This is a genomic window from Pseudomonas sp. G3-39 (genome assembly GCF_054790485.1).
The window spans coordinates 2,689,400-2,711,514 of the sequence record NZ_CP186497.1 but is presented as its reverse complement, the minus strand read 5'-3'; the positions used below and the strand labels follow the sequence as shown (position 1 = coordinate 2,711,514).

Genomic DNA, 22,115 nt, shown 5'->3' with positions numbered 1-22,115 from the left:
GGCCGAGAGCAACTCACGGTTGAATCTGGGTAGGCTGGTTTGGAGGACCTCCTGTTTTCCGGATGAACGAATACGACAACCCGGGCGAAGCTACGGGCTTGAACAGAAGAAGAAAAATGGGATGCGGGGGCTGTAGAAGGTGTTACTGCATGCCGACTCCTGTCGACCGCCTGCCGTTCTTCCTTGTCTTAGGTGTAGGCCAATTCCATAAAGGCGCCATGATTTCTTGAAAAAATCTCGGCCAAAGGCCACTACGCTTTCGCACGGGCAACAAAAAACCCGCCGAAGCGGGTTTTTTGTTAATTCACAAATAGCGATCAGTCGTCGCGGCTCATGATGCCGAAGATCTGCAACAAGCTGATGAACAGGTTGTAGATCGATACATACAGGCTAATGGTTGCCATGATGTAGTTGCGCTCGCCACCGTGGATGATCGCGCTAGTCTGGAACAGAATGCACACCGACGAGAACAGCACGAAACCGGCGCTGATCGCCAGTTGCAGGCCGCTGATCTGGAAGAACATGCTCGCCAGCGTTGCACCCAGCAACACGAAGAAACCGGCGGTGATGAAACCACCGAGGAAGCTCATGTCCTTGCGGGTGATCAGCACATAGGCCGAGAGACCACCGAACACCAGCGCGGTCATCGCGAATGCCGAACTGACCACTTCTGCGCCGCCCTGCATGCCCAGGTAACGGTTGAGGATCGGGCCGAGCAGGAAACCCATGAAACCGGTCAGCGCAAAGGCGGACACCAGGCCCCACGCGGAATCACGGAGTTTGTTGGTGAGGAAGAACAGCCCGTAGAAACCGATCAGCACCACGAAAATGTTCGGATAGCCGACGCGCATCTGCTGGGCCACGAAAGCCATCACACCGCTGAATGCGAGGGTGAGCGCCAGTAGACCGTAAGTGTTGCGCAGGACGCGGCTAACCTCTAGCTGCTCAGCCTGCACGCTGTTGTGAACTGCGTAATCCTGTTCGCGCATGGCGACACTCCTGTTGGTTTGAAACGTTCAGTGGCAAAGATCATAACAGACGCTCTGTAACAAGCCATGCACAGAGTTTGACAGTGTGTTTCATTCAGGTATTATGGCGCCCGCAACGCAAACGGAGGTGTGGCCGAGTGGTTTAAGGCAACGGTCTTGAAAACCGTCGACTGTAACAGGTCCATGAGTTCGAATCCCATCGCCTCCGCCATATTTGATACGAAAAAGCCCTGATTATTCAGGGCTTTTTCGTATCTGGCATTCAGGAAATCAGCTCCGCTCTCTATGGATCGTTTCCGCATCTTTTCGGCTATTTCCGCAACCCTTCCCTTCCGACATCACTGGTTCGACCTTGACACATCTGAAAATGTGGACGTTTTCAATGGACAGCTTTTGGCCAGAAACTGCCGGCCTCGTTGAATGTGTTACGTCGGTATTCGGTATTTATCGCAATCCCTTCGACTCGAACAATTCGATTAGCCAATCGACGAAGACCCGTACGCGTGCGCTGAGGTGACGGTTTGGGGAATAGACGATGTAAATGGGTTGGGCCTGACGAGGTCTGATTCGGCTACGAGCCATTGATCGACAACCCGCGGGCTATTTCTTCGCCCACGGTGCCTACGCGCGCACCCGTGTAATCGAGGCAGGAGCCTTGATCAAACTGCCTGACGACATCTCCAGTGAAGAGGCTGCGGGCCTGCTGGCGAAGGGGCTGGCCGCCTGGGCATTGCTCAAACGTGTCCACCCGGTCAGCCCCGGCGAAACGGTGGTGGTGCAGGGAGCTTCGGGTGGAGTCGGCTCAAGTGGCCAGGTGGGCGAAATCCATCGGCGCCAGGGTCATTGCGACGGTCGGCTCGGCAAGCAAGATCAGTACTGTCAAAAGGTGGGGACTGGACCATGTGCTGCATATCGCCGAGCCCCGATTGGCCGAGCCGATTTGCGCACTAACCGCGGGTGTCGGCGCAGATGTGGTGTACGACCTCGTGGGGCGACAGACGCTCGATTCCTCCATCGAGGCGCTGCGCGCGGGCGGTGTTCTGGTCCATGCCGGCAACGCATCCGGAGCGGTGACAGCCGATACACAGCGGTTGGCCGCGCGCAGCATCCGCTATCAGCAACCGGCTACCCCGCAGTACGTCACCCCACAGAACCAGGATGTCGCGGCATCCGAGTTGTTCGAGCGCTACGGGGAAGGTGCATTGGGGCCGCTGACGCTCACACGTTATCGGTTGGAGGAGGCGGCTGAGGCCCATCACGCGATTATCCAGCGCAAGCACAGCGGCTCGATCCTGCTGATGCTCTGACCGTGCGGCATGAGAGCCTCAGGGCCGGCACAAACCGTCCTTGGTAGCATGGCGCCCGGACAATTGGAACAGATGGACGCGCTGCTGCCTGCGGCAAACCCGCTGCGCTTGAGCAGCAATGGCAAAGCAGAGGCATTGGCCCCCTGATCTGCCGCCAGGCGCCCTTGGTAGTCGTTCCATCGACCATCTGATCCCGCACCAGCTCGCAACAACGGCGCCGATCAGTCCTGCGATCAGTAATTCCAGCCTGTCGAACTTGTCGAGCAGGCGCGGCAATAACTCCATGCGCTCGACTCCGTTTGCATGATGGAAACTAAAACCTCTACAAACGAATAGTTCACGTATAGATAAAATCACATTAAATGTGAGCAAAATCATCAATTTAGGAATTGTCAGACGATTCATTGAATTTTCTCTAACAGCAAAAATCACTATCTCATGAGCCAAAAAGGAGCGGTAACCCGTGAGTTCGGTAGATATTTTTGTGATTGAGTACAAGCTCCATGGAAGACCGAAGTCTTTTGTCATCCGCACCAAACTGATGAACAACGCAGAGGCTTGGCAGTGGGCGAGCTGCGACGCGGGTATTGCTCCGATACCCAAACCCGGACGCCCTCCTCTCAAGCGGTTCACAAAACCCATGGCAGAACGATTTGGAATCGCCGACGTAAAGTGGCGGGCCACTACTGCCGTCACCTGGGAGGACATCGGAGCGACGCAAATGGAGAAATAGTGAATCGCAGGAAGCGCTCTACATGTCGATAGAGCGCAGCTCAAACGAATGGGAGGACACATGAGATCCAGATTCATAACCACATCCGATTGGTACGCAGCGACCGGGCGCAGTAATGAACTGTTTCAAGAGGCTGATCGACTCAATGCCATCGCCTACGAACTGCTAACCCATGCGGCCGACTCCCCCGAGGCAATGGAACGCTACAAAGACGCCAGAGATGCCGCGGATGCCAAAACGCTGGAAGGCAAAAAAGCTTGGGACGAAGCGAGAGGGAGACTTGCCAGGCGTCAGTAAAAAAGCCCGCGCTGGGCGGGCAAAAGGGAATCCACTCGTTCAGGCCCCAGATTCAGGGTCGCTGGCGGGTATGCCGCGAGGCTCCTTCACGTCGCCGTCCTGGAAATCTGTTGTGCCAGTCGTCACAGACACCGGGGCACTTGCGCCACTCCCCGCTTCCGGGTGTTCTGCAGATACAGCGTTTGTCGCGGCTACTTCTGTCATATCTTCATCAACGGGTGCTTCGTCATCCGGCGGTAGCGGTACCGCCGAATCTTCAGGCCGAGGATCATGACCTGTTTCATTGTCAGTCGAGCGGGTCACTGCCTGTTGCGATTGATTGCCTGGTGCATTCTCGTCGATTTCCATAATGCCTCTCCGATCGGTGCACGGGAGTCCGTGCTTAAACGTGTGAGGAGTCAGGTCGCGACAAGTGCCGGTCATTGGACGAATGGCTGATCCGAGCGGCTTTATGCAAAAGGTCCTGATAGGAACGCTCGTCTTTCCGAGCTGTCGCCTGAGACCTTCTCAACCTCAACAACCTAATAGAAAAATTGAATTAGCAGCCTGATCACCCGGTCAAGAAAGATGAACGCAGTAAATCTGACGAGGTAACAGCAATGACTATCCAAGCAGAGACACTGGTACAACTGACCGAAGCGCTGCAGGAGCGTGGAATGACGCTGGTTTCAGATGTTCACTTCACGCGGGCGCCGTACCGCTACAACCATCGCCGGATCTGCATCGTCGAGTGACCATGCTCGCTGCCGGCGTTCTGGACGAAGACTCCAGCGCAGGCGCCTTTTCCCGCCGCGCCGCTTTTCTGCTGGTTCGGGATCCGAGCGGATCCCCCGGTGCACGACCATCCAGCGCAGGCATGGGATCAATTGAAATGCCCGCTACGGCGCTAATCCATTCCTTATAAGCAGCACTTTGACGCGAGAGCGCTTCATCCCACTGCGAGCCGGAAATCTCACCCACAACGACCAACATCATTAATTGCGTGGTCGTAGCATCGAGTTCGACCAGAAGGACGTGGGCGCGGAATCTGAAGTTGTCTGACGGAATCATGACTGTGCTCTATAACGGAGGCTGTCCTGGAGCCGGAGGGAAGATGGATTCTTGCCGGAGTTTCACGCAAAAACCTGTACATGCATGATTCTTTTGTACATCCGATACGCGGCAAGTTTCATCACCGAAACCGCAATCGACGAACTTTATCCGGCAATTTGCCAGCTTGTCGTTGTGCGGCGGGCGGGGAATGCGCAGGCCCAACGGCTCTGTCAGCGTAGGTAAGCAAAAGCCGTGATCATTCAAGGCTTTTCGCTTCCTACAGGCATCAAGTCTGTTCAACCTTTGCAGATCGTCTGGGCCTGATCAGCCCTTGCTGTGCTCCGGCGACGAAGGCCCTTTGGTAATGCCGCGCGGCCCCGACACGCCCCAGATCACCACGCCCAGCAACGGCACGAGGAAGATCAGCGCGGCCCAACCGGCCTTGGTCGCGGACGACTTGTCGCTGCGCATCACGCTGTTGAGTGCCCAAAGGTCCAACAGCAGGAGCAGGACCGCAGCGGCGATCCACAGATATTCGCTTTGCATGATGTTTTCCTCCATGTTGCTCTGAAACGCCACGGCATGCTTAATTGCCGTGGCGTTTTATATGGAGCGCTTCAACCCTCATTTTTTTTCGAGGGTCGCCGCCTGATTACCGCCCTGTTCGGCAATCTTCGTCAGCTTTTGATCGGCGCCCTTTTCTTCTACTAGCGTGGCTTGTAGCAAGGTGACGGCATCCTCGAGTTTCAGGTGTTTGGCCATCGCGATCAGCGTGCCGTAGCTGGCGATTTCGTAGTGCTCGACTTTCTGCGCCGCACCGATAAGCGCCGCGTCCAGCACCGCGCCTTTTTCGATTTCGTCGAGCAGCTCCTTGGACTCTTCGACCAGTCCTTCCATGGCTACGCACTTCATGCGTTTGAGTTTCAGCCCGGCCAGTTCCACCAGTTGGTCGATGCGTTCGATCTGGCCCTGGGTTTCCTCAAGGTGCGAGGTGAAGGCTTCGGCAAGCAGCGGATTGGTCGCGGCGCGCGCCAGGCGCGGCAAGGCTTTGGTGATTTGCTTCTCGGCGCTGTAAACGTCGGAGAGCTCATGGATGAACAGGTCTTCAACAGTTTTTCTAGCCATTTCTAACTTCCTTCTGATGGTTGGATAGTGTTCTGGGCGAGACGTTCAGCGTGTCCGCCAATGTGGCTTTCATTACAGGTGACTCACCCTGCCGAGCAGGTGTTCAAAGCATTTTTCGATTCATGGATGAAGTGTTATTGGTTCAGCTCAAAGCGGTATCGAGGAACATCATCACGCCGAACCCCAGCATCAAACCGAGCGTCGCCGGCGTCTCGTGACCATTGCGGTGGGTCTCGGGGATGACTTCGTGCGACACCACAAAAATCATCGCCCCCGCCGCAAGCCCCAGCGCAATCGGATAGCCCAAGGCAAAGCCACTCGACACGCCCAGCCCGACCACCGCCCCCAGCGGCTCCATCAAACCGGAGCCGATCGCGATCAGTGCAGCACGCCAGGCTGAGATCCCGGTGACGCGTAAGGCAAGCGCAACCGCGAGACCTTCGGGGATGTCCTGTATGGCAATCGCGGTGGTCAGTGGCAGTCCGACTTTCATGTCGCCATTGGCAAAACTGACGCCGATGGCCATGCCCTCCGGCAAGTTGTGCAGGGTGATCGCCAGGACAAACAGCCAGACGCGGTTGATGCGTTGTGCATCGGGCCCGCGTCTGCCGATCTGCTGATGTTCGTGAGGCACGAAGCGATCAAGACCGACCATCAAGCCAACGCCCAGGGCCAGGCCGCATACGACCACGCAGGCTGCCAGCAACGGATTGCCACACAGCGCTTGCGCGGCCTCGATACCCGGCAGGATCAGCGAGAAGGAACTGGCGGCCAGCATCATGCCGGCGGCGAAGCCGAGCATGATGTCCTGAGTGCGTGAGCTGATATCGCGCAGGATGATCGCCACTACAGCACCCAACGCGGTCGCACCGAATCCTGACAGGCCACCCAAGGTGGCCAGGCGCAGGTTTCCCTTGTCTGCGCCGACCAGCGCGGAGTAACCGCTAAACAACAGGAGGCCGCTGACCAGCAGCAGCGTTGCCCAGAACAACATGCCCGGCCAACCGCCGCTGGACGCCATGCTCCAGCCGTTGCGCTGCGGCGTTGGCGTCGACGATGAGCTGAGTGACATGTCGCCTCCTAGCGTCCGATAGAGCGTTTGCCGCTGGAGTCGAGCACGGATTGGCGCAACGTCTCGGTGATATGCTGCGCGGTTCGATCAAACGACGTGACGCTTGCGTTAAACCGACTGGACAGCGACTGCGCCAGGTCGCTGCTGGAAACCCCGGAGTTCTGATTCATGTGCGGTACCTCGGATCTTATCGATTGAAAAACCGCACGCCGTTGCGGCATGCGGTCCCGGTCATCACGCGTCGGGTTGCCCCTGAACATCCGCGCCCAGATCGGCGCCAGTGATCGGGTTGCTGTCCGGGTCGGACATGGTTCGCGCTCTCATATCCAGCAGCAGCGCCTCTTCCTCGGCACTGAGCTGAACGCTGGCGCTGCCGTCGCCGCCATCCACCGCAGGCTCTGGACTTTCCACGAACTCCCAGTCATCGCCCTGGTTCCAAGGACCGCGCGTGCTGCCCTCTCCTTGGGACATGTTGAAGTACACGTTGGTGAACTCCGGCATGCCGGGTTGTTTGCCCTGCGGGAAGTTTGGCTGGATCGCATGAAGGGCTTTTTCGAAGGACAACTGGTGCGCAATTTCGCGGGTCATCAGGAAGCCCAGCGCTTCCTTGACGCCGGGATCGTCAGTGACGTTCATCAGCCGTTCGTAGACGATTTTTGCCCGGGCTTCGGCGGCGATGTTCGAGCGGAAATCCGCTGTGGGTTCACCGATCGTATCGACATACGCAGCCGTCCATGGCACACCGGCCGAGTTGGTCAGCGGCGCGCCGGCACCGTACAGCAGACTGGTTATGTGCGAATCGTTGCCGGCCCCGTTGATGGCCCGGTACAACTCCCCCTCTTCTTCCACGCCTTCGGCCACTCGGCCTTTGGCGCCCTTGTTGAGCATGACGATGATGGAGCCGACGATTTCGAGGTGACTCAGCTCCTCGGTGGCGATGTCCATCAACAGATCCTTGCGACCCGGATCATCCTCGGCCAGCGCTTGAGTGAAGTAGCGCGAGGCTGCCGCCAGCTCGCCCTGGGCGCCGCCGAATTGTTCGAGTAGCAAGTTCGCCAGTCCCGGATTGGGTTCGGCAACACGCACGGTGTATTGAAGTCGCTTGTTATGTAAGAACATGACAATTCCCTCAGGCTGTGTGAGATGAGATTCGTTATAAATTGCGTCACACAGTTCTGAATCGATACCGCGAACTAAAATTTCATTTTTTTGATCAAGGGCGACGAGTGGCAAAACTGGAAAGTTCTATTTATTGCCAACTTGCTGAATCAATGAACAAATGGGCACTGCTTCTAACGTTCCAAAATTATTTCTATCGATAATATTCACCTCGAGTTGTACAAAAGCAAATTCACTGTACAGGAATAAGTCAGTAACTATGGCCCTTTGCCTTGATTCCGAAGTTTAAAATTTCGAAAAAATCAGGATGCAGACATGCCGCTTTCTTTCGATCCGCGCTTCAACGATCTTCTCCAGCGCCTCATTCTCATGGCTCCGCCCGTGGGCCAAATCAATCTGGACATGCTCGATTCCATTGAGCCTGAGGCGATTGTCGACCCGGACGAACTGGTTGCGACAATCATCGAAGTCAGCACCCGACTCGCTGCAAAAAAATCTGACGCGCCCGACCATTTTGTAGAACTATTGCTGAAGCTGGAAAGGATTAATGCGCTGCCTCATGACAAGGCACAGCACTTCACTGATCGTGTGCTGGCGTATAGCAGAGACAATTGATAAACACGCAAAGACAAGTCGAAACCGAGACTTTTTAATTGCACTCGGATAGACCTGCCTTGCGACTTATGAAGGCTATAAACAAGTCACCCGCAATTAAGCCTGCCAAGTGATTAGTCAAGTCTCGTTGGGAATCACCGAAATCTTCCCATTACGCTCAATGATCGCAAACTTGATCTGCTCAATTCGTTCGATACCCTGACTGGAACGCGCGGCTTCCATGACATCCGCCTCGATCAGCCGCGCATGCCGCAAACGCCGGTGCAGCAGTTTGCCGTTCTCGACGATGATCGTCGGTTCGCCGTCGATCAGCCGCGACACCCAGCCCGACCGCTGTTTGAGCAGAGAGAAACGGACGTCGATGGCGATCAGCGTCACGATCACCAGCATCGCGTTGGTCAGGGAGAAATCATCGCCCAGCAAAGCCTGCTGCGTGGCCTCGCCGATAATCATCAGCAGGACGAAATCGAAGGTGGTCAGGTCCGCCAGCGAACGCCGGCCGGCGATCTTGAACAGCACCATTAAAGCCCCGTACATCACCGCCGCACGCAGTACCGAGTCCATGGGTCACCTACGGAAAAATGAATTGAGAAAGCGTGACGCCGCTGGAGCCTGGCGTACTGATGTGGCTGCGATACAAACCCAGGCCGTCGCCGCGCAAGCTCAGGTAAAGACTCACCTGGCCTTGCCTGTCGGCCTGCAGCCAGAAGCGCATGCCATCGGCCGCACTGCGACTGCGCAGCGGTTCCGGTTGCAGAGTGTCGATGCTGAAGCCCTGCAGCAGATCACCGGCCAGCTCAAGCTCCACCGTCGCTTCCGGCGCCGCTGTGAGGCTGATGCGCATTGAGTTGGTCGAACCGTTACGGTGGAACATTTCATACTGCACCCGGACGAGGCCATCCTCGGAGCGTACGTCGCGGCTGCTGATCAGGCCTCTGGAAAACAGCCCCGCCATGGCCAGCACCATCAGCAGCACCAAGGCATACCAGCCGCAGCGCTCGAAGCGCCAAACCTTCAGTTGATAGGCCATGTCTTCGCGAAACGGCACGTCCCGGCTGCGCAGATCAGGGTGGTCGGCATCGTCAGTCATCAACCGGACTCCTCGTCTCCTGAAGTGCCGCACGGTGAAATTGCTGTATACCCTGCAGCGCGTACTCCGTGGCCTGGTTTTGCACCTCACAGCGACTGCCGGAAAAACGCATTTGCCGAGAGTAGACAAACTGCCCGGCTGCGCACTGAAAGGCCCAGGCGAAGCACACCGTTCCGGCAGGGATACCGTCGACGTCCTCCGGGCCGAGAATGCCGGTGGTCGCCACCGCCACATTCGTCGTGCTGTCATGCAACGCTCCCACCACCATCTCGCGGGCGACCTCGACGCTGGTCAGGTTGAAGCGCTCGATGGTCTGCGGGTTGACGCGCAACAGGCGCTGTTTGGCCTGCGGCGAGTACACCACGTAGCCACACTCAATGAATTCACCACTGCCTGGCACCTCGGACAATAACGTCACAATCATCCCCGCCGTACAGGACTCGGCGGTGGTCAGGAGCAGTGAATGTTCGCGCAGATAATCAACAGTCGCTTCAGCAATGGACATGGCAGACTTCCAAAAACAGAACTGTCCGGTTGACCGTGGCTAGCGTGTTTGAGTTTCGCTCGCTTATCCGCAAGCGCGATCAATTGTTCGACTCGGCCGCCTTGTCTTTCTGGATCTGCAGCGACGCCTTGCTTTTGTCGCCGTCCTTGTTCGGCGCATCATTGGAACCTTCGAAACAGCCCTGCAACAGCAGCATTGAACAAAGCCCCAGACAGGCACAGATGGTTTTCATGATCTTCTCCCGCTCGATGATCCTGTGGCGAGGGGATCTCGCCACAGGTCTGCTTGCTTACACGGCCGGCACCAGCGGCGCCGTGCCGTCCGCCTCGGCTAGCGGCACATCGCTGCGGCCCGGGGTCAGGATGACCTTGCGGCAGTCTTCCTGTTTTTTATCAAAGATCTTGTAGCCCTCGGCCGCCTGCTCGAGTGACAGCCGATGGCTGATGATCGCGTCCGGTTGCAGGCGCCCGGTTTCGATATACCCCAGCAGTTCGGGCAGATAGCGCTGCACATGGGTCTGGCCCATCTTGAAAATCAGCCCCTTGTCGAAAGCATCACCAAACAGGAAGCCGTGGATAAACCCGGTATACACCCCCGGCACACTGACCGTGCCACCACGGCGCACCGCTGCGATGCACTGACGCAACGCCTTGCCGCTGCTGCCTTCGAGCTTGAGCGTGGCCAGCACGGTTTCGGTGGTGCTGCCCTTGGCCTCGAAGCCCACCGCATCGATCACGCCATCCACCCCACGGTTGCCGGGCGTCTGGCTGATGATGGTATCCGCCGGGTCGTCGTCCTCATCGAAGTTGATCGGGATCACGCCGTAGGTGCGCTGCGCATAGGCCAGTCGGTAGGCATGGTGATCGACCATGAAGATGCGCTCGACGCCAAGCATGCGCGCACACGCCGCGCTGAGCAGGCCGACCGGTCCGGCGCCGTAGATCGCCAGACTCGAATCTTCGCCGACGCCGGTATTGATCACCGCTTGCCACGCCGTCGGCAGAATGTCGGACAGGAACAAGACCTTCTCGTCTGCCAGCGTTCCCGGCACCTTGAACGGCCCAGTGTTGGCCTTCGGCACTCGCACCAGCTCGGCCTGACCGCCCGGAACCCCGCCGTACATCCGGCTGAAACCGAACAGCGCCGCCGGCGGTGGAATACGCTTTTTATTCATCGCCGCGCCCGGCCCGACATTGGTGGTTTCACACGCTGCGTACAGCGCATGCTGACAGAAGAAACAGTCGCCGCAGGCAATCACAAACGGGATCACCACCCGATCGCCGCGTTGCACCGCCGTCACGGCCGAACCGGTTTCCTCGACAATGCCCATGAACTCATGGCCGAAGATGTCGCCGTGCTCGACCGTCGGGACCTTGCCCCGATACAGGTGCAGGTCCGAGCCGCAGATGGCCGTGGCGGTTACTCGCAGGATGATGTCATCGGGTGCTTCAAGAATCGGATCCGGCACGGTTTCGACTCTGACGTCGTGGGCGCCTTGGTAGGTCATAGCTCGCATGGTGGAATCCTCTGACGATGGAAGAATTGAAGAACAGCCTCTTCAAGTTCCGAAGGACTCACCCAGCGCGAGTTCACTCTGTTTTGCATATTTCTGGATCAGTGGGAAGGCGGCACCCGGACTTTGCCACTGAACACTCGGAAGCAATAGGTGTTGTAAATCAGGGTGACCGGCACCAGCAGCGCGAACCCCACCAGTACGAATATCTGACTGTTGCGACTCGAGGTCGCCGCTTGCAAAGTCAGGTCGGGCGGAATGATCAACGGGAACAGCGCGACCAGCATCAAGCCGAACGCCAGAACAAAAACGCCAAGCGCGGCAAACAATGGCAGGCAGTCAAAGCGGCTGCGAAACCCTAGGAAAAAACCTATCAGCAACGCGGCAGCGGCGAAGGCTGCCGGCAATCCGATCAAGGGCGAGATCAGGCGCTCGGCATATTGCGCATGCAGCGTCGATGTCCACAGCACCAGCACAATCAGCAGCCCGACCGTGACCCACGCCAGCACCCGCGCCTGACGTGCCGAGCGCTGCTGCAGTTCATCGACGGTGCGCCAATACAGCCAGCAGGCACCCAGCCACGTATAACCGCACACCAACAGCAGACCGCAAAACAACGGGAACGGACCGAGCCATTCCCAACCAGTGCCGCTGTATTGCCCGCCAGCGTGCGGAACGCCCTGCACCAGCGTACCGAGCACCACCCCCTGCGCCATGCCGGTCAGCAGCGAAGCGCAGAGCAGGCCGGCATCCACCAGACGTTTCATCCGTGCGCTCGCGGCGTGATCACGAAACTCCAGGGCCATCGCGCGCAAGATCAACGCCAGAAACATCAGAATGAATGGCAGATACAGCGCCGGCAGCAGAATCGCGTAGGCCTGCGGAAACAATGCCAGCAACCCGCCTCCCCCGAGCACCAGCCAGGTTTCGTTGGCGTCCCAGATCGGCAGGATGCTCACGGCCATGGCGCGTCGGTGATCGCGGCGGCGAGTCAATCCCAACAGCACGCCAACCCCGAGGTCAGTGCCGTCGAGCAGCACATAATTGATCACTGAGAACGCCAGGGCGCCGGCGCACAACAGCGTGATCGCGTCAGTGTCCATGAAAACTGTTCCTCAGGAGCGCCCGATTTCGTCGGGCAGGGTTGGCTGCGGACCGGGTTCGCCATGGTGCGGTGGCTCGCGCAACAGCCGCAGCAACACCCACAGCCCCACCGTGAAAATCACCAGATAGAAACCGAGGATCAGCCAGGTTGAGCCGAGCACCTGCGCCCGCGATACCGAGGACAGGGTATCCTCGGTGCGCAGCAGCCCGTAAACGGTAAACGGCTGCCGGCCGACTTCGGTCACCATCCAGCCACTGAGCATCGCCAGAAACCCCGCCGGGGTCAGGAACGCGCTCGCCCATAACCAGCGCCGCGAAACATACAATCGCTGGCGCCAGCGCAGCACCAGACTGACCACCCATTGCGCGAACATCAGACATCCCAGCCCCACCATCAGTCTAAAGGCGAAGAACACCGGCGGCACCGGCGGAATGTCCTGCGGCGCAAATTCGTCGAGCGCGGCGATGGTGCTGCTCAGGTCGTGGCGCAGGTACAACGACCCGATACGCGGGATCGCCAGCTCCCAGTGATTGCGGTGCTCGTCCATGTCCGGCCAGGCGAAAATCCGCAGCGGCTCGCCAGCGCCTTGCACCGGGCGCGTCCACGAGCCTTCGATGGCGGCGACCTTTTGCGGCTGCAGCTGCAAGCTATGGCGGCCGTGCAGATCACCGACCACGATCTGTACCGGCGTCAACAGCGCGATCACCCACAACGCCATGGACAATTGCACCCGGGCCCGCGGGTTATGCGCAGCCTTGAGCAACTGCCAGGCGCTGACGCCAGCGACGAATGTCGCGGTGCCGAGAAGCGCCGCCAGCGTCATGTGCGCCAGGCGATAGGGAAACGAAGGGTTGAAAATGATCGCCCACCAGTCCGCTGCGTGAAAGCGCCCGTTCGCGTCGAGGGCGTAGCCGGCAGGCGTTTGCATCCACGAATTGGCCGACAGGATCCAGAACGCGCTGATCAGCGAGCCGACCGCCACCGCGCAGGTGGCGAAGAAGTGCAGACGCGGGCCAACCTTCTTCATGCCGAACAGCATGATGCCGAGAAAACCGGCCTCGAGAAAAAACGCCGCAAGAATTTCGTAAAACATCAACGGCCCGATAATTTCCCCGGCCTGCGCCGAAAGCCGCGACCAGTTCAGCCCGAACTGGTACTCCAGAATCAGTCCGGAGGCCGTGCCGATCGCCACGGTCAAGGCAAAGACCTTGAGCCAGTAGCGGAAAATATCCAGATAGACCTCGCGCCCGCTCCTGAGCCACAAGCCTTCGAGCACCATCAGGAAATTCGCCAGGCCAATGGTGAACGCCGCCAGCACAATGTGGAAACTGATAGTGATCGCAAACTGCATGCGCGCGGCCATGAGTGCGGTATCGGCGGTTTCCATAGCACTTGCACCTCGCTGGTCAGCCTTGCTGCGCAATACCCACCGAAGCACCTGCCAGAGTGTTCCGGTCGAAGATGTCGACCATTTATCATGCACCGGAGCGTTTAATGCCGACCAGCTAAGAAGCAGAAAGGCTAAAAGATAACCTGTGGCGAGGGAGCTTGCTCCCGCTGGACTGCGCAGCAGTCCCTGCTCTTGAGACAAAGAGGGGCCGCTTCGCGGCCAGCGGGAGCAAGCTCCCTCGCCACAGGTACAGCGTTCATACTTAACTGACTGGCATTAGTCAGAGCGCTGTCTTTTCGAACCCTTCGTTAGGGTCTAGTCTTAGACCCGGCTTCGCCCGACGCCAGACGCCTCCGCCTGATTCAAGGACAATGATGAGACTGCACGAGTTCATCCTGACGCATATCGGACAGATTCTCTCTGCCTGGGAGCGCTTGCCCGCTCCGTGGAAACCGCTCTGCCGCCTATGGATTCCAAGGGTTTGCGCGATCATTCGGAGCACATCCTGAGAGCCGTCGTCGAGGATATGCAAAGACCTCAGAGCGAGCGGCAGCAGATCGCCAAATCACTGGGCCATGGTCCCGATACGGAAGGCGATTCACCGGCCCAGCCCCATGCAATGACGCGGTTTGTCGCGGGGTTTTCCATGGATCAGATGATGTCGGAATATCGCGCGCTGCGCTCGAGAGTGCTCAGGTTGTGGCTGGCCCAACAGCGCGTGGATGACGAGCACGATGTGCAAGACATCATCCGCTTCAATGAAGCAATAGACCAAGCGCTCGTGGTGTCGATTGCGAGATACGGTGAAGCCGTGGAGAGCACGCGCAAAACTGTTTTTGGCGTACTCGGTCATGATCTGCGATCACCGCTTGGGGCTGTATTGATGGCTAGTGACATGCTGCGTAAAAACGCCAATATGACTGACAGGGATCGGAGGCTGGCAGAGCAAATCAACGCGAGTATAAGCAGAGCCAATCACATGGTCGGCTATTTGCTGGACTTGGCTCGCTCCAATCTTGGCGCGGGCATACCAGTGAATCCAGAAGATACTGATCTATCGATTGTGTGCGCATCTGTTATAGAAGAATTACGCACCGCGTTCCCTCAGGCGAAGATGGTTTCGAATGTGAGTGAACGAGTCCGGGGCGGTATGATCCGTCGCGCATCGAACAAGTCTTCACTAATTTGATCAGTAATGCGGTCAGACATGGTGACTCGCTGCAACCTATACATGTGACCTTGTCTCAAGATGACGATTGCTCAGTCTTCAGCGTGCAGAATCGCGGCGAACCTATACCTGCGGGTTAATACCCCATCTTTCGATCCCCAGGCCCGTTACTCAAGCTATGCAGCAACCGAAAAAGGATCGACGGCCGGCTTGGGGCTGGGGCTGTTCATTGCGTCGGAGATCGTGACAGCCCACCGAGGAAAAATCGGAGTGGTTTCAACTCCTGAGCAGGCACCATCTTTAGGGTTCAGCTCCCAATCATTTAGTGATCCATCTCACTCTCTCTAGCGGGAAGCTCGTCACCGTCTACAGTCAAGTTTGACCCTCATGCCCCCTTCACACCCGCCTCCCCTTGGCGGGTTTTTTTCGCATATGACACCCAATCTCTGCTAATAACGCTCATTCGTGTGGAAGCTATTAGTCGATAGCTGCCACTCACGAACGGCGGCTTTCGGCCAATAGCTGCCTGTCACGATTAGCCCGGTTGTCGCGATCAGCCGATTTAGAACGCACTGCTCAGAGGTGTTTCCCACACCCGTTGAAGGTGCCCACTAAGGGCGCCTTTCTTCAGCTCTATCCCCAATGTGGCCAGACTTAAAGCAAGTCTTCAAGCTGCATCGTCAAAATGATTTTCCCGACGTTTTCGGAAGACTCCATCCGGCGATGCGCATCGGCAGCCCGTGCTAGCGCAAAGGTGCTATCGACAACCGGCTCAAGGCTTCCGGCACCCTCGAAGCGATCAAGCCAGTGCTCGCGGAAGCGCTTGATCATGGCGTGTTTCTCCGGTTGCGTGCGCGACTTCATGACCGTACCGATGATTTGCAAGTGGCGATAAAGAATGTCCTCCAGCGCCACCGTGACGTTGCCGCCACCGCCGAGAATCCCCACCTGAATGAGGCGGCCGCCGCGTGCAAGGGACGCGACGTTGCGGGCGAAGTAGGGCTCACCGATAAAGTCGATGATCACATCGACGCCGCGACCCTGGGTTTTGTCGGCGATCACTTCAGCGAAGTCCTGCGTCTTATAATCGATCGCCACGTCAGCGCCCAAATGCTCGACACGCGCCAATTTGCTGCCTTCGGTCGTCGCATACACCGTGGCGCCGGTGGCGTAAGCCAACTGCACAGCGGCAGACCCGACGCCGCCTGCGGCCGCGTGAATCAGCACCGAATCGCCAGCCTTGAGTCGAGCCAGGTGCATCATTGCTTCATGGGCCGTGACGAAGACCTCGGGAATGGCTGCTGCGTGTACATAGTCAAGCTGCGCGGGGATGTGCATCGCCATGCGGTAATCGATGCGTGCCAACTCGGCGTAGGCACCGCCGCCGACCACGCCCATGACTCGATCTCCGACCTCGAACCCTGTCACCGCGCTACCTTTGCCGGTCACTTCGCCGGCGATTTCCAGGCCGATAATCAGCGAGTCACCGAAATTTGGATGGCCGTACCCACCGGTCCGGTGAGTCAGATCCGCACGATTCACCCCGGCGGCATAGACACGCACCAGCAGGTCGTTAGGACGCACTTCAGGATTGGCAACTTCTGCGAGTTCCAATACGTCTGCTGCACCAAATTCTCTGATTTTGATGGCTTTCATTCAGTTGTTCTCCGTTTCGCTGAACGTGGCGTTGGCAATAGCAGACGCAGTGATGGCGCCAGGGAAGCCAACGTAGAACGCCAGGTGCGTGATGGCTGCCGCCAGTTCGTCTTGGGTCACACCGTTGCCAGCCGCACGGCGTAAGTGGGCAGGCAACTCTTCCGAGTGCCCAGCGGCAATCAATGCCGCCACGGTGATCAGGCTACGGTCGCGCGGGGAAAGCGCCGGGTCACTCCAGATCTGCGGATAAAGCGTCGAGTCGACGAATTGCGACAGCTTTGGCGTGAACGCGCGCGCGGCTTCGCGAGGACTGCTGAAGTTGAGCTTGAACATGGGCGAGTTCCTTAAACCTGGCTGATGAATTTGTGGGTGAGATAGTGTTCGATGCCTTCAATGCCGCCTTCGGAGCCGTGACCGCTTTCTTTCATGCCGCCGAACGGGAGTTCGGTCGCGACGATGCGGTATTGGTTGATGCCGATCATTCCGGCCTCCAATCCGTCGGCGACGTCAATGGCCGTGCGCGCGCTGGAGGTAAAGGCGTAAGCCGAGAGTCCGTAGGGCAGGCGGTTGGCTTCTTGCAGTCCATCGGCCAGTTCATCGAACGGCATCAGCACGGCGATGGGGCCAAAGGGTTCTTCGTGCATGACGCGGGCGTCCATCGGCACATCCGCCAGAACGGTGGGCTGGAAGAAGTAGCCTTCGCCGGACAAGGCCTCACCACCGACCAATACCCGTGCACCTTTCTCGACGGCATCGGCGACCAGCTCTTCCATTTTTGCCAATTGCCTTGGGTTGGCCAAAGGTCCAACCTGAGTATCCGGATGCAGGCCGTCACCGATTCTCAGGGCTTGGGTCGCCGCGACAAAGTGATCGGCAAAGTCTTGATAGGCGCCACGCTGGATCAGAAACCGAGTGGATGAAATGCACACCTGCCCGGTGCCGCGAAACCGGTTGGCGACGCCTTCGATAGCGGCTTTTTCAATGTCGGCATCTTCGAACACCAGCACCGGTCCGTGCCCACCGAGTTCAAGGGTGATGGGCTTCACGCCTTCGGCAGCGCGTGCAGACAGCAGGCGCCCGATCGGCACTGAACCGGTGAAGGTCACTTTGCGAATGATCGGCGAGGCGATCAAATGGCTGGACACTTGATCCGGCACGCCGAAGATCACTTGCAGCACACCCTTGGGCAATCCAGCATCGTCGAGTGCACGCGCCAGGGCCAGTGCTGTGGAGGGGCTTTCTTCACCGGGTTTGAGAATGACGCTGCAACCGGCGGCCAGCGCTGCCGAGAGCTTGCGTGCCGGGGTGATGGCCGGGAAATTCCACGGTGTAAATGCGGCCACTGGGCCGATGGCCTGGCGTTTGACCAGTTGCAACACGCCTGGACGGTTGGCCGGGACCACACGGCCATCAATACGCCGGGCGCTTTCGGCGAACCATTCGAAATATTCCGCCGCGCGGGTCACTTCATCCAGGCTTTCATTCAGCGGCTTGCCTTCCTCCAGGGTCATCTGCGCGGCAATCTGCGGCGCACGTTCGAGGATCAGGTCGGCGGCACGCTTGAGGATTTTTGCGCGGTTGTCAGGCACGGTCTGGCGCCATTGTTCGAAGCTCAGGCGAGTCACTTCAAGGGCGTGATCAAGGTCGTCTGCGGTGGCGAGAGGGACGCGGCCGATTTCCCGGCCGGTTGCCGGGTTGACGACGGCGGCAGTATCGCGCCCATCGGCGCTGATCCATTCACCAGCTATGAAAAGATAAAGCGGGTCGTAGGAGGTTTTCATGATGTGGCCTTCAGTTTGGTTGTCAGAGATTCGTAAGAAACCCGGCGCCTGCTCAGGCGGCCTGTGCAACCAAGTCTATGGAAGGAGGGCCCGTTGATTTAGTGGGGCCGAAGGGAATCATTGTTGTCGCCAGAGGTAATATCGAGTGGCGGGCCGAACGTGTAGCATCCCGAAAAAATGCGCGTTATCACGGGTGAGCGTCAGATTTACAGGAAGGTCGCGATGGATAAGCTTTCGAACATGTCGGTGTACATAAAGGTTGTCGAGATGGGCAGTTTCACGGCCGTGGCCAATCATCTGGACTCAACGGTCGGTAACGTATCGCGTGCTGTTTCCGCGCTGGAAAACGTGCTCGATGCGCGCCTGTTGCAACGCTCGACCCGACGCCTGTCGGTCACCGATGCGGGGCGACGGTTCTATGAGCGTTGCACGAAAATTCTGGCTGACCTGGAGAGTGCCGAAGCAGAAGCCAGCAATGCCGCACTGGAGCCTCGGGGAACACTGAGGGTGCATTGCGTTCCCGGACTAGCCCGGCATCTGGTCACCGGGGCCGTGCTGGAATACCGCCAGCAATTCCCGGAAGTGACCGTGGATTTATTGCTCTCGCAACGCATGCCTAACCTGTTGGAAGACCAACTGGATGTCTCGATTCTGATCGCCCGCGCGCTCCCCGATTCGGCGTATGTCAGCCAAAAGATCGGTGTCAGCCATTGTGTGCTGGTGGCGTCGCCAGAATACCTGGCTAGGCATGCGGCCCCGGAGACACCTGAAGACCTGCGTGATCATCAGTGTCTGCTATTGGGCACCGTGGACTATGTGCGGGATGAGTGGCAGCTTAAGAGTAAAGCGGGGGACGCGACATTTGTCCCGACAGGTCCAAGTTTCAGCGTCAACGATATGGATGCGATGGCGCTTGCCATTCGAGAGGGGGCGGGGATTGGCTTGCTGGCCGGTTTCACGGCCGTCGACGATTTGCGGTCCGGAAAGCTAGTGCGGGTTTTGCCTGAGTACCATACCTATGAGCGCAACGTGTATGCCGTCTATACCTCTCGGCAGTTTGTCGATGCAAAAATCACCCGCTTTATCGATACGTTGAAAGATCGGGTTGGCAGTCAGCTGGCAGCCACGGCCCAAGCACTGATCGATTGAAACACTGCTTGGCAAAAAGGTATTTGCGCCTCGATGAGACCACTCTCCGAGGCGCAATGATGGGCGAACATCTGACTTAGCCTTGGCTACAACGGCCCATGACGTTATAGGCCAGTACGTGCTGTTTGCCTTGTGAATCCTGGTAGGTCATGTGCGTCGGTACGACTGCGCAAACATCTGGCACCGGGTCTTCAGAGATGACCTTGGCGACATCAAGGTGGGTGCCATAACCGTATTGCTCGACAGGTTGAGTATTTGCAGCGCCGTCCTGTGCCGCTACCACAGAGCTGAAGCCCAAGAGTGCGACGATGATCATTGCCGTTTTCATAATGAGATTTCCTAAAGTAAGTGTGATGTTGCTGGCAGGACGTACTTTAGGTTTGAGGGTTTTCTGGAAACAGGAGCGAATCAGGGAAAGACTTTTCTAAATTCCGAACACAATGAGGGGATGTCTGACGTAAAGGCATTCGTCTGTGACCGTCCGCTATTGGCCGAAAGCAGACGGCCAAATAGCCAGCTTCTTGGCGTCGTTGTCACGGGACAGGTCCACAGATACTTTTAGCATTCACTCAATGCAAATCCGAAGTCGTCACTGGACACTTGAGCGGCTTCGTTAAGCCGCTGGCGTAGTGCAGCAGTCAGCTGTCGTTCGACTTCCCATGGATCCGACAGGGCGGCTAGCTGTGGTGCCAATTGTGGCGACAGACTCATCAGCGAATGATTGAGCGAACGTGCCGTTTCAAAAGCGGCTTTCCGCACAAAGCTGATTTCCACCAGTTCTCCCTGCGCTTTGCGAAACTCCATCTCAGCCATACGCGCCAGGTAATGCTCGCGATGCGCTCGTGCTTTCTGAAAGTCCGGGGTCTGCCCTTGCGCGGGATCAACGGGCGGGGGCGCAGCCATGTTAGTCGACTCGGATTGTGCAGCGACGTGGCTGTACACATCACGTTGAAGCCGCTCCTGTTGGTGGCGAGCAGCGACGGCAGTCTTGCTTGGGTCAGCGGTATCGCGGATCAATGCTTCGGTGGCCAGAACGTCGACCTGCTTGCCATTGGGAGACAGGACCAGTCGACCATTTTCCTTCAGCCAGGTGATGTAACTCGGTGACCGTCCGATGTGCGCAGCAAAGGCGCTCTTTGACAGGTACGTAGCTGTGCTCATAAGCCCTCCTTTTCAGCGGCTTTTCAATGAATCCTTTCAAGATTTCAGTGGATTGAAATTTCAGTAAGCTGGCGGGTCTCCCACTAACACGATCCCGCGGGTTTCCGACCCCGTGTCCTTTGGAAATCCCCAGGGTCCCCGACGCCGTCTGGCGGACCGGACCGCAGATCCTTGCAACTCGGCTAGTATCCGATGGCGATCCGTCAGCAGGAGAGAAGTCATGCAAATGATTGCCGTGTATTCAAGGGCGATAATCGCTATTGGCTACGATGCTGGCACGAAACAGATGAGGATCAGCTTTCATCAGGGACACTCCTACGATTTCTTCGATGTACCCTTAGCCATACACAACGGGTTGATATCCGCTGTATCCAAGGGCGCCTACTACAACCAACACGTACGTGATCGTTATCAGCGCTGAGCTGCCCCTGCCGTTTGGAAAGACGGACATCCCTGCGCGCGTTTCAGCTAGAGAGAATCCGAGAGTTCGATAACCCGTGTAGGGGGCGGCCCTTGGGGAGGACCCGTGAAATCTGCGCCCTACCCGGCCTGCCCGGCTCATGCCTTCGGCTCGGCCTCGCTCAGGTCCAGCCGCTTGGCCACCCAGCGTTCGTACAAGCCGATGGCGACATCCGCGCCGGCCATTGCGGTCAGGCAACCCAAGGCGCCCGCTGTCCAGATCGACAGGCCCGCACCGAACAGCAACATCATCGCTGACACGCCGCAGACGATGCAGGCACCGGAGCGAAGTGCGAGGCGGCGCAGTAACGCCCAGCCCCGTGCTCCGTCCTTGTCAGCGCGCCACATCTCGCCGGACACGCCGCCTACCAGGGACAGGGCAATCACCAACCAGATCGGCATCTCTGCCAGCGCCTGTTGCTCGTTCGTCATTGCCCTGCCCCTTAAACAAAAAGACCCGGCGCTATGGCCGGGTCAGGTGGTGGGTGGCCTGCCGCGCTTTGCGCTCGCACCCATCGAAGATGGCCCCTTTTTACAGGTCGATTCTGGTGGCAGCAAGACCGTTTTAATGCCATCCGGTGAATGTGTGGCTTACGTCCGGTGAACGGCTGGCGAATGTCGGTGAATATCTATCCCGGCTTTCTTTTGCTGTTATGGCGTCCCATGCGTCCCACCTCTCTAAAACAAGGTGGGACGTCTGAAAGCCCCGCAGATTGGGGCTTTGCCCCACCGTCCTACTTTTATCTCTCTTTTCTCGTGTATAGAAAGAAATTTAAAAAGCACGCGTGCGCGTAAACGCGCGTACCTGTACCCGCTACGCACACACGGGCGGGAGGCATGAAAAAGGTG

The 22,115-nt window shown here is 58.0% G+C and carries 30 protein-coding genes and 1 tRNA gene; 10 read left to right on the top strand and 21 right to left on the bottom strand.

What is annotated here, in order from left to right; genetic code table 11:
* Positions 1–317: 317 nt before the first annotated feature.
* Complete coding sequence (locus tag ACOYXG_RS12035) at positions 318–989, bottom strand: Bax inhibitor-1/YccA family protein (RefSeq protein ID WP_027613775.1); 672 nt, start codon at positions 987–989, stop codon at positions 318–320.
* Between the two features lie 123 nt (positions 990–1,112).
* Here ACOYXG_RS12035 and ACOYXG_RS12030 point away from each other — a divergent pair.
* Both ACOYXG_RS12030 and ACOYXG_RS12025 read left to right on the top strand, forming a co-directional pair.
* Positions 1,113–1,200: transfer RNA gene (locus tag ACOYXG_RS12030), tRNA-Ser, on the top strand.
* A gap of 580 nt (positions 1,201–1,780) precedes the next feature.
* Positions 1,781–2,296 carry a zinc-binding dehydrogenase gene (locus ACOYXG_RS12025; RefSeq protein ID WP_460357972.1) on the top strand — a complete coding sequence of 172 codons (516 nt, stop codon included), beginning with the start codon at positions 1,781–1,783 and terminating at the stop codon, positions 2,294–2,296.
* Between the two features lie 18 nt (positions 2,297–2,314).
* Here ACOYXG_RS12025 and ACOYXG_RS12020 read toward each other — a convergent pair whose 3' ends face one another.
* Positions 2,315–2,701 (bottom strand): hypothetical protein, encoded by a 387-nt coding sequence (locus tag ACOYXG_RS12020; protein WP_254616375.1) that lies wholly within the window; start codon positions 2,699–2,701, stop codon positions 2,315–2,317.
* A gap of 58 nt (positions 2,702–2,759) precedes the next feature.
* Between ACOYXG_RS12020 and ACOYXG_RS12015 the strand changes: the two genes are divergently transcribed.
* Together ACOYXG_RS12015 and ACOYXG_RS12010 are read left to right on the top strand one after the other, a co-directional pair.
* Positions 2,760–3,029: a DUF6555 family protein gene (locus ACOYXG_RS12015; protein ID WP_085654122.1), complete on the top strand. Its 270-nt coding sequence runs from the start codon at positions 2,760–2,762 to the stop codon at positions 3,027–3,029.
* A gap of 60 nt (positions 3,030–3,089) precedes the next feature.
* The gene (locus ACOYXG_RS12010; RefSeq protein ID WP_460357968.1) at positions 3,090–3,326 is read left to right on the top strand and encodes a hypothetical protein; all 237 of its coding nucleotides are present in this window, start codon (positions 3,090–3,092) and stop codon (positions 3,324–3,326) included.
* 39 nt (positions 3,327–3,365) lie between these two features.
* On the opposite strand, the gene ACOYXG_RS12005 is transcribed toward ACOYXG_RS12010, so the two are convergent.
* The gene (locus ACOYXG_RS12005; protein ID WP_460357965.1) at positions 3,366–3,674 is read right to left on the bottom strand and encodes a hypothetical protein; all 309 of its coding nucleotides are present in this window, start codon (positions 3,672–3,674) and stop codon (positions 3,366–3,368) included.
* A 251-nt stretch (positions 3,675–3,925) separates the two neighbouring features.
* Here ACOYXG_RS12005 and ACOYXG_RS12000 point away from each other — a divergent pair, with 251 nt between their 5' ends.
* Positions 3,926–4,060 carry a hypothetical protein gene (locus ACOYXG_RS12000; protein WP_302480355.1) on the top strand — a complete coding sequence of 45 codons (135 nt, stop codon included), beginning with the start codon at positions 3,926–3,928 and terminating at the stop codon, positions 4,058–4,060.
* Between the two features lie 622 nt (positions 4,061–4,682).
* On the opposite strand, the gene ACOYXG_RS11995 is transcribed toward ACOYXG_RS12000, so the two are convergent.
* The 5 genes from ACOYXG_RS11995 to ACOYXG_RS11975 all read right to left on the bottom strand — a co-directional run bounded on the left by ACOYXG_RS11995 (position 4,683) and on the right by ACOYXG_RS11975 (position 7,674).
* Positions 4,683–4,904, bottom strand: coding sequence for a PLDc N-terminal domain-containing protein (locus tag ACOYXG_RS11995; RefSeq protein WP_108224713.1), 222 nt, complete (start codon positions 4,902–4,904; stop codon positions 4,683–4,685).
* Positions 4,905–4,982: 78 nt separating this feature from the next.
* Complete coding sequence (locus tag ACOYXG_RS11990; protein WP_460357962.1) at positions 4,983–5,483, bottom strand: YciE/YciF ferroxidase family protein; 501 nt, start codon at positions 5,481–5,483, stop codon at positions 4,983–4,985.
* Positions 5,484–5,625: 142 nt separating this feature from the next.
* On the bottom strand, positions 5,626–6,555 hold the full coding sequence (locus ACOYXG_RS11985) for a ZIP family metal transporter (RefSeq protein ID WP_460357959.1): 930 nt from the start codon (positions 6,553–6,555) through the stop codon (positions 5,626–5,628).
* 8 nt (positions 6,556–6,563) lie between these two features.
* Positions 6,564–6,725 (bottom strand): hypothetical protein, encoded by a 162-nt coding sequence (locus ACOYXG_RS11980; protein WP_460357956.1) that lies wholly within the window; start codon positions 6,723–6,725, stop codon positions 6,564–6,566.
* Between the two features lie 64 nt (positions 6,726–6,789).
* On the bottom strand, positions 6,790–7,674 hold the full coding sequence (locus ACOYXG_RS11975) for a manganese catalase family protein (RefSeq protein ID WP_460357953.1): 885 nt from the start codon (positions 7,672–7,674) through the stop codon (positions 6,790–6,792).
* A 315-nt stretch (positions 7,675–7,989) separates the two neighbouring features.
* On the opposite strand from ACOYXG_RS11975, the gene ACOYXG_RS11970 reads away from it, so the two are divergent.
* Positions 7,990–8,289, top strand: coding sequence for a hypothetical protein (locus ACOYXG_RS11970; RefSeq protein ID WP_108224717.1), 300 nt, complete (start codon positions 7,990–7,992; stop codon positions 8,287–8,289).
* Between the two features lie 117 nt (positions 8,290–8,406).
* On the opposite strand, the gene ACOYXG_RS11965 is transcribed toward ACOYXG_RS11970, so the two are convergent.
* The 7 genes from ACOYXG_RS11965 to ACOYXG_RS11935 form a co-directional block, all read right to left on the bottom strand.
* Positions 8,407–8,853 carry a DUF421 domain-containing protein gene (locus tag ACOYXG_RS11965; RefSeq protein ID WP_460357950.1) on the bottom strand — a complete coding sequence of 149 codons (447 nt, stop codon included), beginning with the start codon at positions 8,851–8,853 and terminating at the stop codon, positions 8,407–8,409.
* A gap of 7 nt (positions 8,854–8,860) precedes the next feature.
* A complete protein-coding gene (locus tag ACOYXG_RS11960) occupies positions 8,861–9,379 on the bottom strand; it encodes a hypothetical protein (RefSeq protein WP_460357947.1) in 519 nt (172 codons plus the stop codon).
* Positions 9,372–9,884: a CinA family protein gene (locus ACOYXG_RS11955; RefSeq protein ID WP_108224720.1), complete on the bottom strand. Its 513-nt coding sequence runs from the start codon at positions 9,882–9,884 to the stop codon at positions 9,372–9,374. The genes ACOYXG_RS11960 and ACOYXG_RS11955 overlap by 8 nt, the downstream gene beginning before the upstream one ends.
* Positions 9,885–9,963: 79 nt before the next feature.
* A complete protein-coding gene (locus ACOYXG_RS11950) occupies positions 9,964–10,116 on the bottom strand; it encodes a hypothetical protein (RefSeq protein WP_174377022.1) in 153 nt (50 codons plus the stop codon).
* Positions 10,117–10,173: 57 nt separating this feature from the next.
* Positions 10,174–11,400, bottom strand: coding sequence for a zinc-dependent alcohol dehydrogenase (locus ACOYXG_RS11945; RefSeq protein WP_108224721.1), 1,227 nt, complete (start codon positions 11,398–11,400; stop codon positions 10,174–10,176).
* A 98-nt stretch (positions 11,401–11,498) separates the two neighbouring features.
* Positions 11,499–12,500: a cytochrome d ubiquinol oxidase subunit II gene (gene cydB / locus ACOYXG_RS11940; protein WP_174377024.1), complete on the bottom strand. Its 1,002-nt coding sequence runs from the start codon at positions 12,498–12,500 to the stop codon at positions 11,499–11,501.
* Positions 12,501–12,512: 12 nt separating this feature from the next.
* Positions 12,513–13,889 carry a cytochrome ubiquinol oxidase subunit I gene (locus ACOYXG_RS11935; protein ID WP_460357941.1) on the bottom strand — a complete coding sequence of 459 codons (1,377 nt, stop codon included), beginning with the start codon at positions 13,887–13,889 and terminating at the stop codon, positions 12,513–12,515.
* Positions 13,890–14,337: 448 nt separating this feature from the next.
* Here ACOYXG_RS11935 and ACOYXG_RS11930 point away from each other — a divergent pair, with 448 nt between their 5' ends.
* Together ACOYXG_RS11930 and ACOYXG_RS11925 are read left to right on the top strand one after the other, a co-directional pair.
* A complete protein-coding gene (locus ACOYXG_RS11930) occupies positions 14,338–15,081 on the top strand; it encodes a sensor histidine kinase (RefSeq protein ID WP_460357938.1) in 744 nt (247 codons plus the stop codon).
* Positions 15,078–15,200, top strand: a complete 123-nt coding sequence (locus tag ACOYXG_RS11925) for an ATP-binding protein (protein ID WP_254616376.1) — start codon at positions 15,078–15,080, stop codon at positions 15,198–15,200. The genes ACOYXG_RS11930 and ACOYXG_RS11925 overlap by 4 nt, the downstream gene beginning before the upstream one ends.
* Before the next feature lie 514 nt (positions 15,201–15,714).
* Here the strand turns inward: ACOYXG_RS11925 and ACOYXG_RS11920 are convergent.
* The 3 genes from ACOYXG_RS11920 to ACOYXG_RS11910 are packed head-to-tail and all read right to left on the bottom strand — an operon-like array spanning position 15,715 to position 18,497.
* Positions 15,715–16,716 (bottom strand): NAD(P)H-quinone oxidoreductase, encoded by a 1,002-nt coding sequence (locus ACOYXG_RS11920; protein WP_460357935.1) that lies wholly within the window; start codon positions 16,714–16,716, stop codon positions 15,715–15,717.
* Positions 16,717–17,049 carry a carboxymuconolactone decarboxylase family protein gene (locus ACOYXG_RS11915; RefSeq protein ID WP_460357932.1) on the bottom strand — a complete coding sequence of 111 codons (333 nt, stop codon included), beginning with the start codon at positions 17,047–17,049 and terminating at the stop codon, positions 16,717–16,719.
* An 11-nt stretch (positions 17,050–17,060) separates the two neighbouring features.
* Positions 17,061–18,497: an NAD-dependent succinate-semialdehyde dehydrogenase gene (locus ACOYXG_RS11910; protein WP_460357929.1), complete on the bottom strand. Its 1,437-nt coding sequence runs from the start codon at positions 18,495–18,497 to the stop codon at positions 17,061–17,063.
* A 222-nt stretch (positions 18,498–18,719) separates the two neighbouring features.
* Here ACOYXG_RS11910 and ACOYXG_RS11905 point away from each other — a divergent pair, with 222 nt between their 5' ends.
* Positions 18,720–19,646: a LysR family transcriptional regulator gene (locus ACOYXG_RS11905; RefSeq protein ID WP_460357926.1), complete on the top strand. Its 927-nt coding sequence runs from the start codon at positions 18,720–18,722 to the stop codon at positions 19,644–19,646.
* Between the two features lie 76 nt (positions 19,647–19,722).
* Here the strand turns inward: ACOYXG_RS11905 and ACOYXG_RS11900 are convergent, their stop codons facing one another.
* Both ACOYXG_RS11900 and ACOYXG_RS11895 read right to left on the bottom strand, forming a co-directional pair.
* Positions 19,723–19,974 (bottom strand): DUF2790 domain-containing protein, encoded by a 252-nt coding sequence (locus ACOYXG_RS11900; RefSeq protein WP_460357923.1) that lies wholly within the window; start codon positions 19,972–19,974, stop codon positions 19,723–19,725.
* Between the two features lie 230 nt (positions 19,975–20,204).
* Positions 20,205–20,807: a terminase small subunit gene (locus ACOYXG_RS11895; protein WP_108224727.1), complete on the bottom strand. Its 603-nt coding sequence runs from the start codon at positions 20,805–20,807 to the stop codon at positions 20,205–20,207.
* A 220-nt stretch (positions 20,808–21,027) separates the two neighbouring features.
* On the opposite strand from ACOYXG_RS11895, the gene ACOYXG_RS11890 reads away from it, so the two are divergent.
* Positions 21,028–21,228 (top strand): KTSC domain-containing protein, encoded by a 201-nt coding sequence (locus ACOYXG_RS11890; protein ID WP_460357920.1) that lies wholly within the window; start codon positions 21,028–21,030, stop codon positions 21,226–21,228.
* A 137-nt stretch (positions 21,229–21,365) separates the two neighbouring features.
* Here ACOYXG_RS11890 and ACOYXG_RS11885 read toward each other — a convergent pair whose 3' ends face one another.
* Positions 21,366–21,698, bottom strand: coding sequence for a phage holin family protein (locus ACOYXG_RS11885; RefSeq protein WP_008080174.1), 333 nt, complete (start codon positions 21,696–21,698; stop codon positions 21,366–21,368).
* Positions 21,699–22,115: the final 417 nt, after the last annotated feature.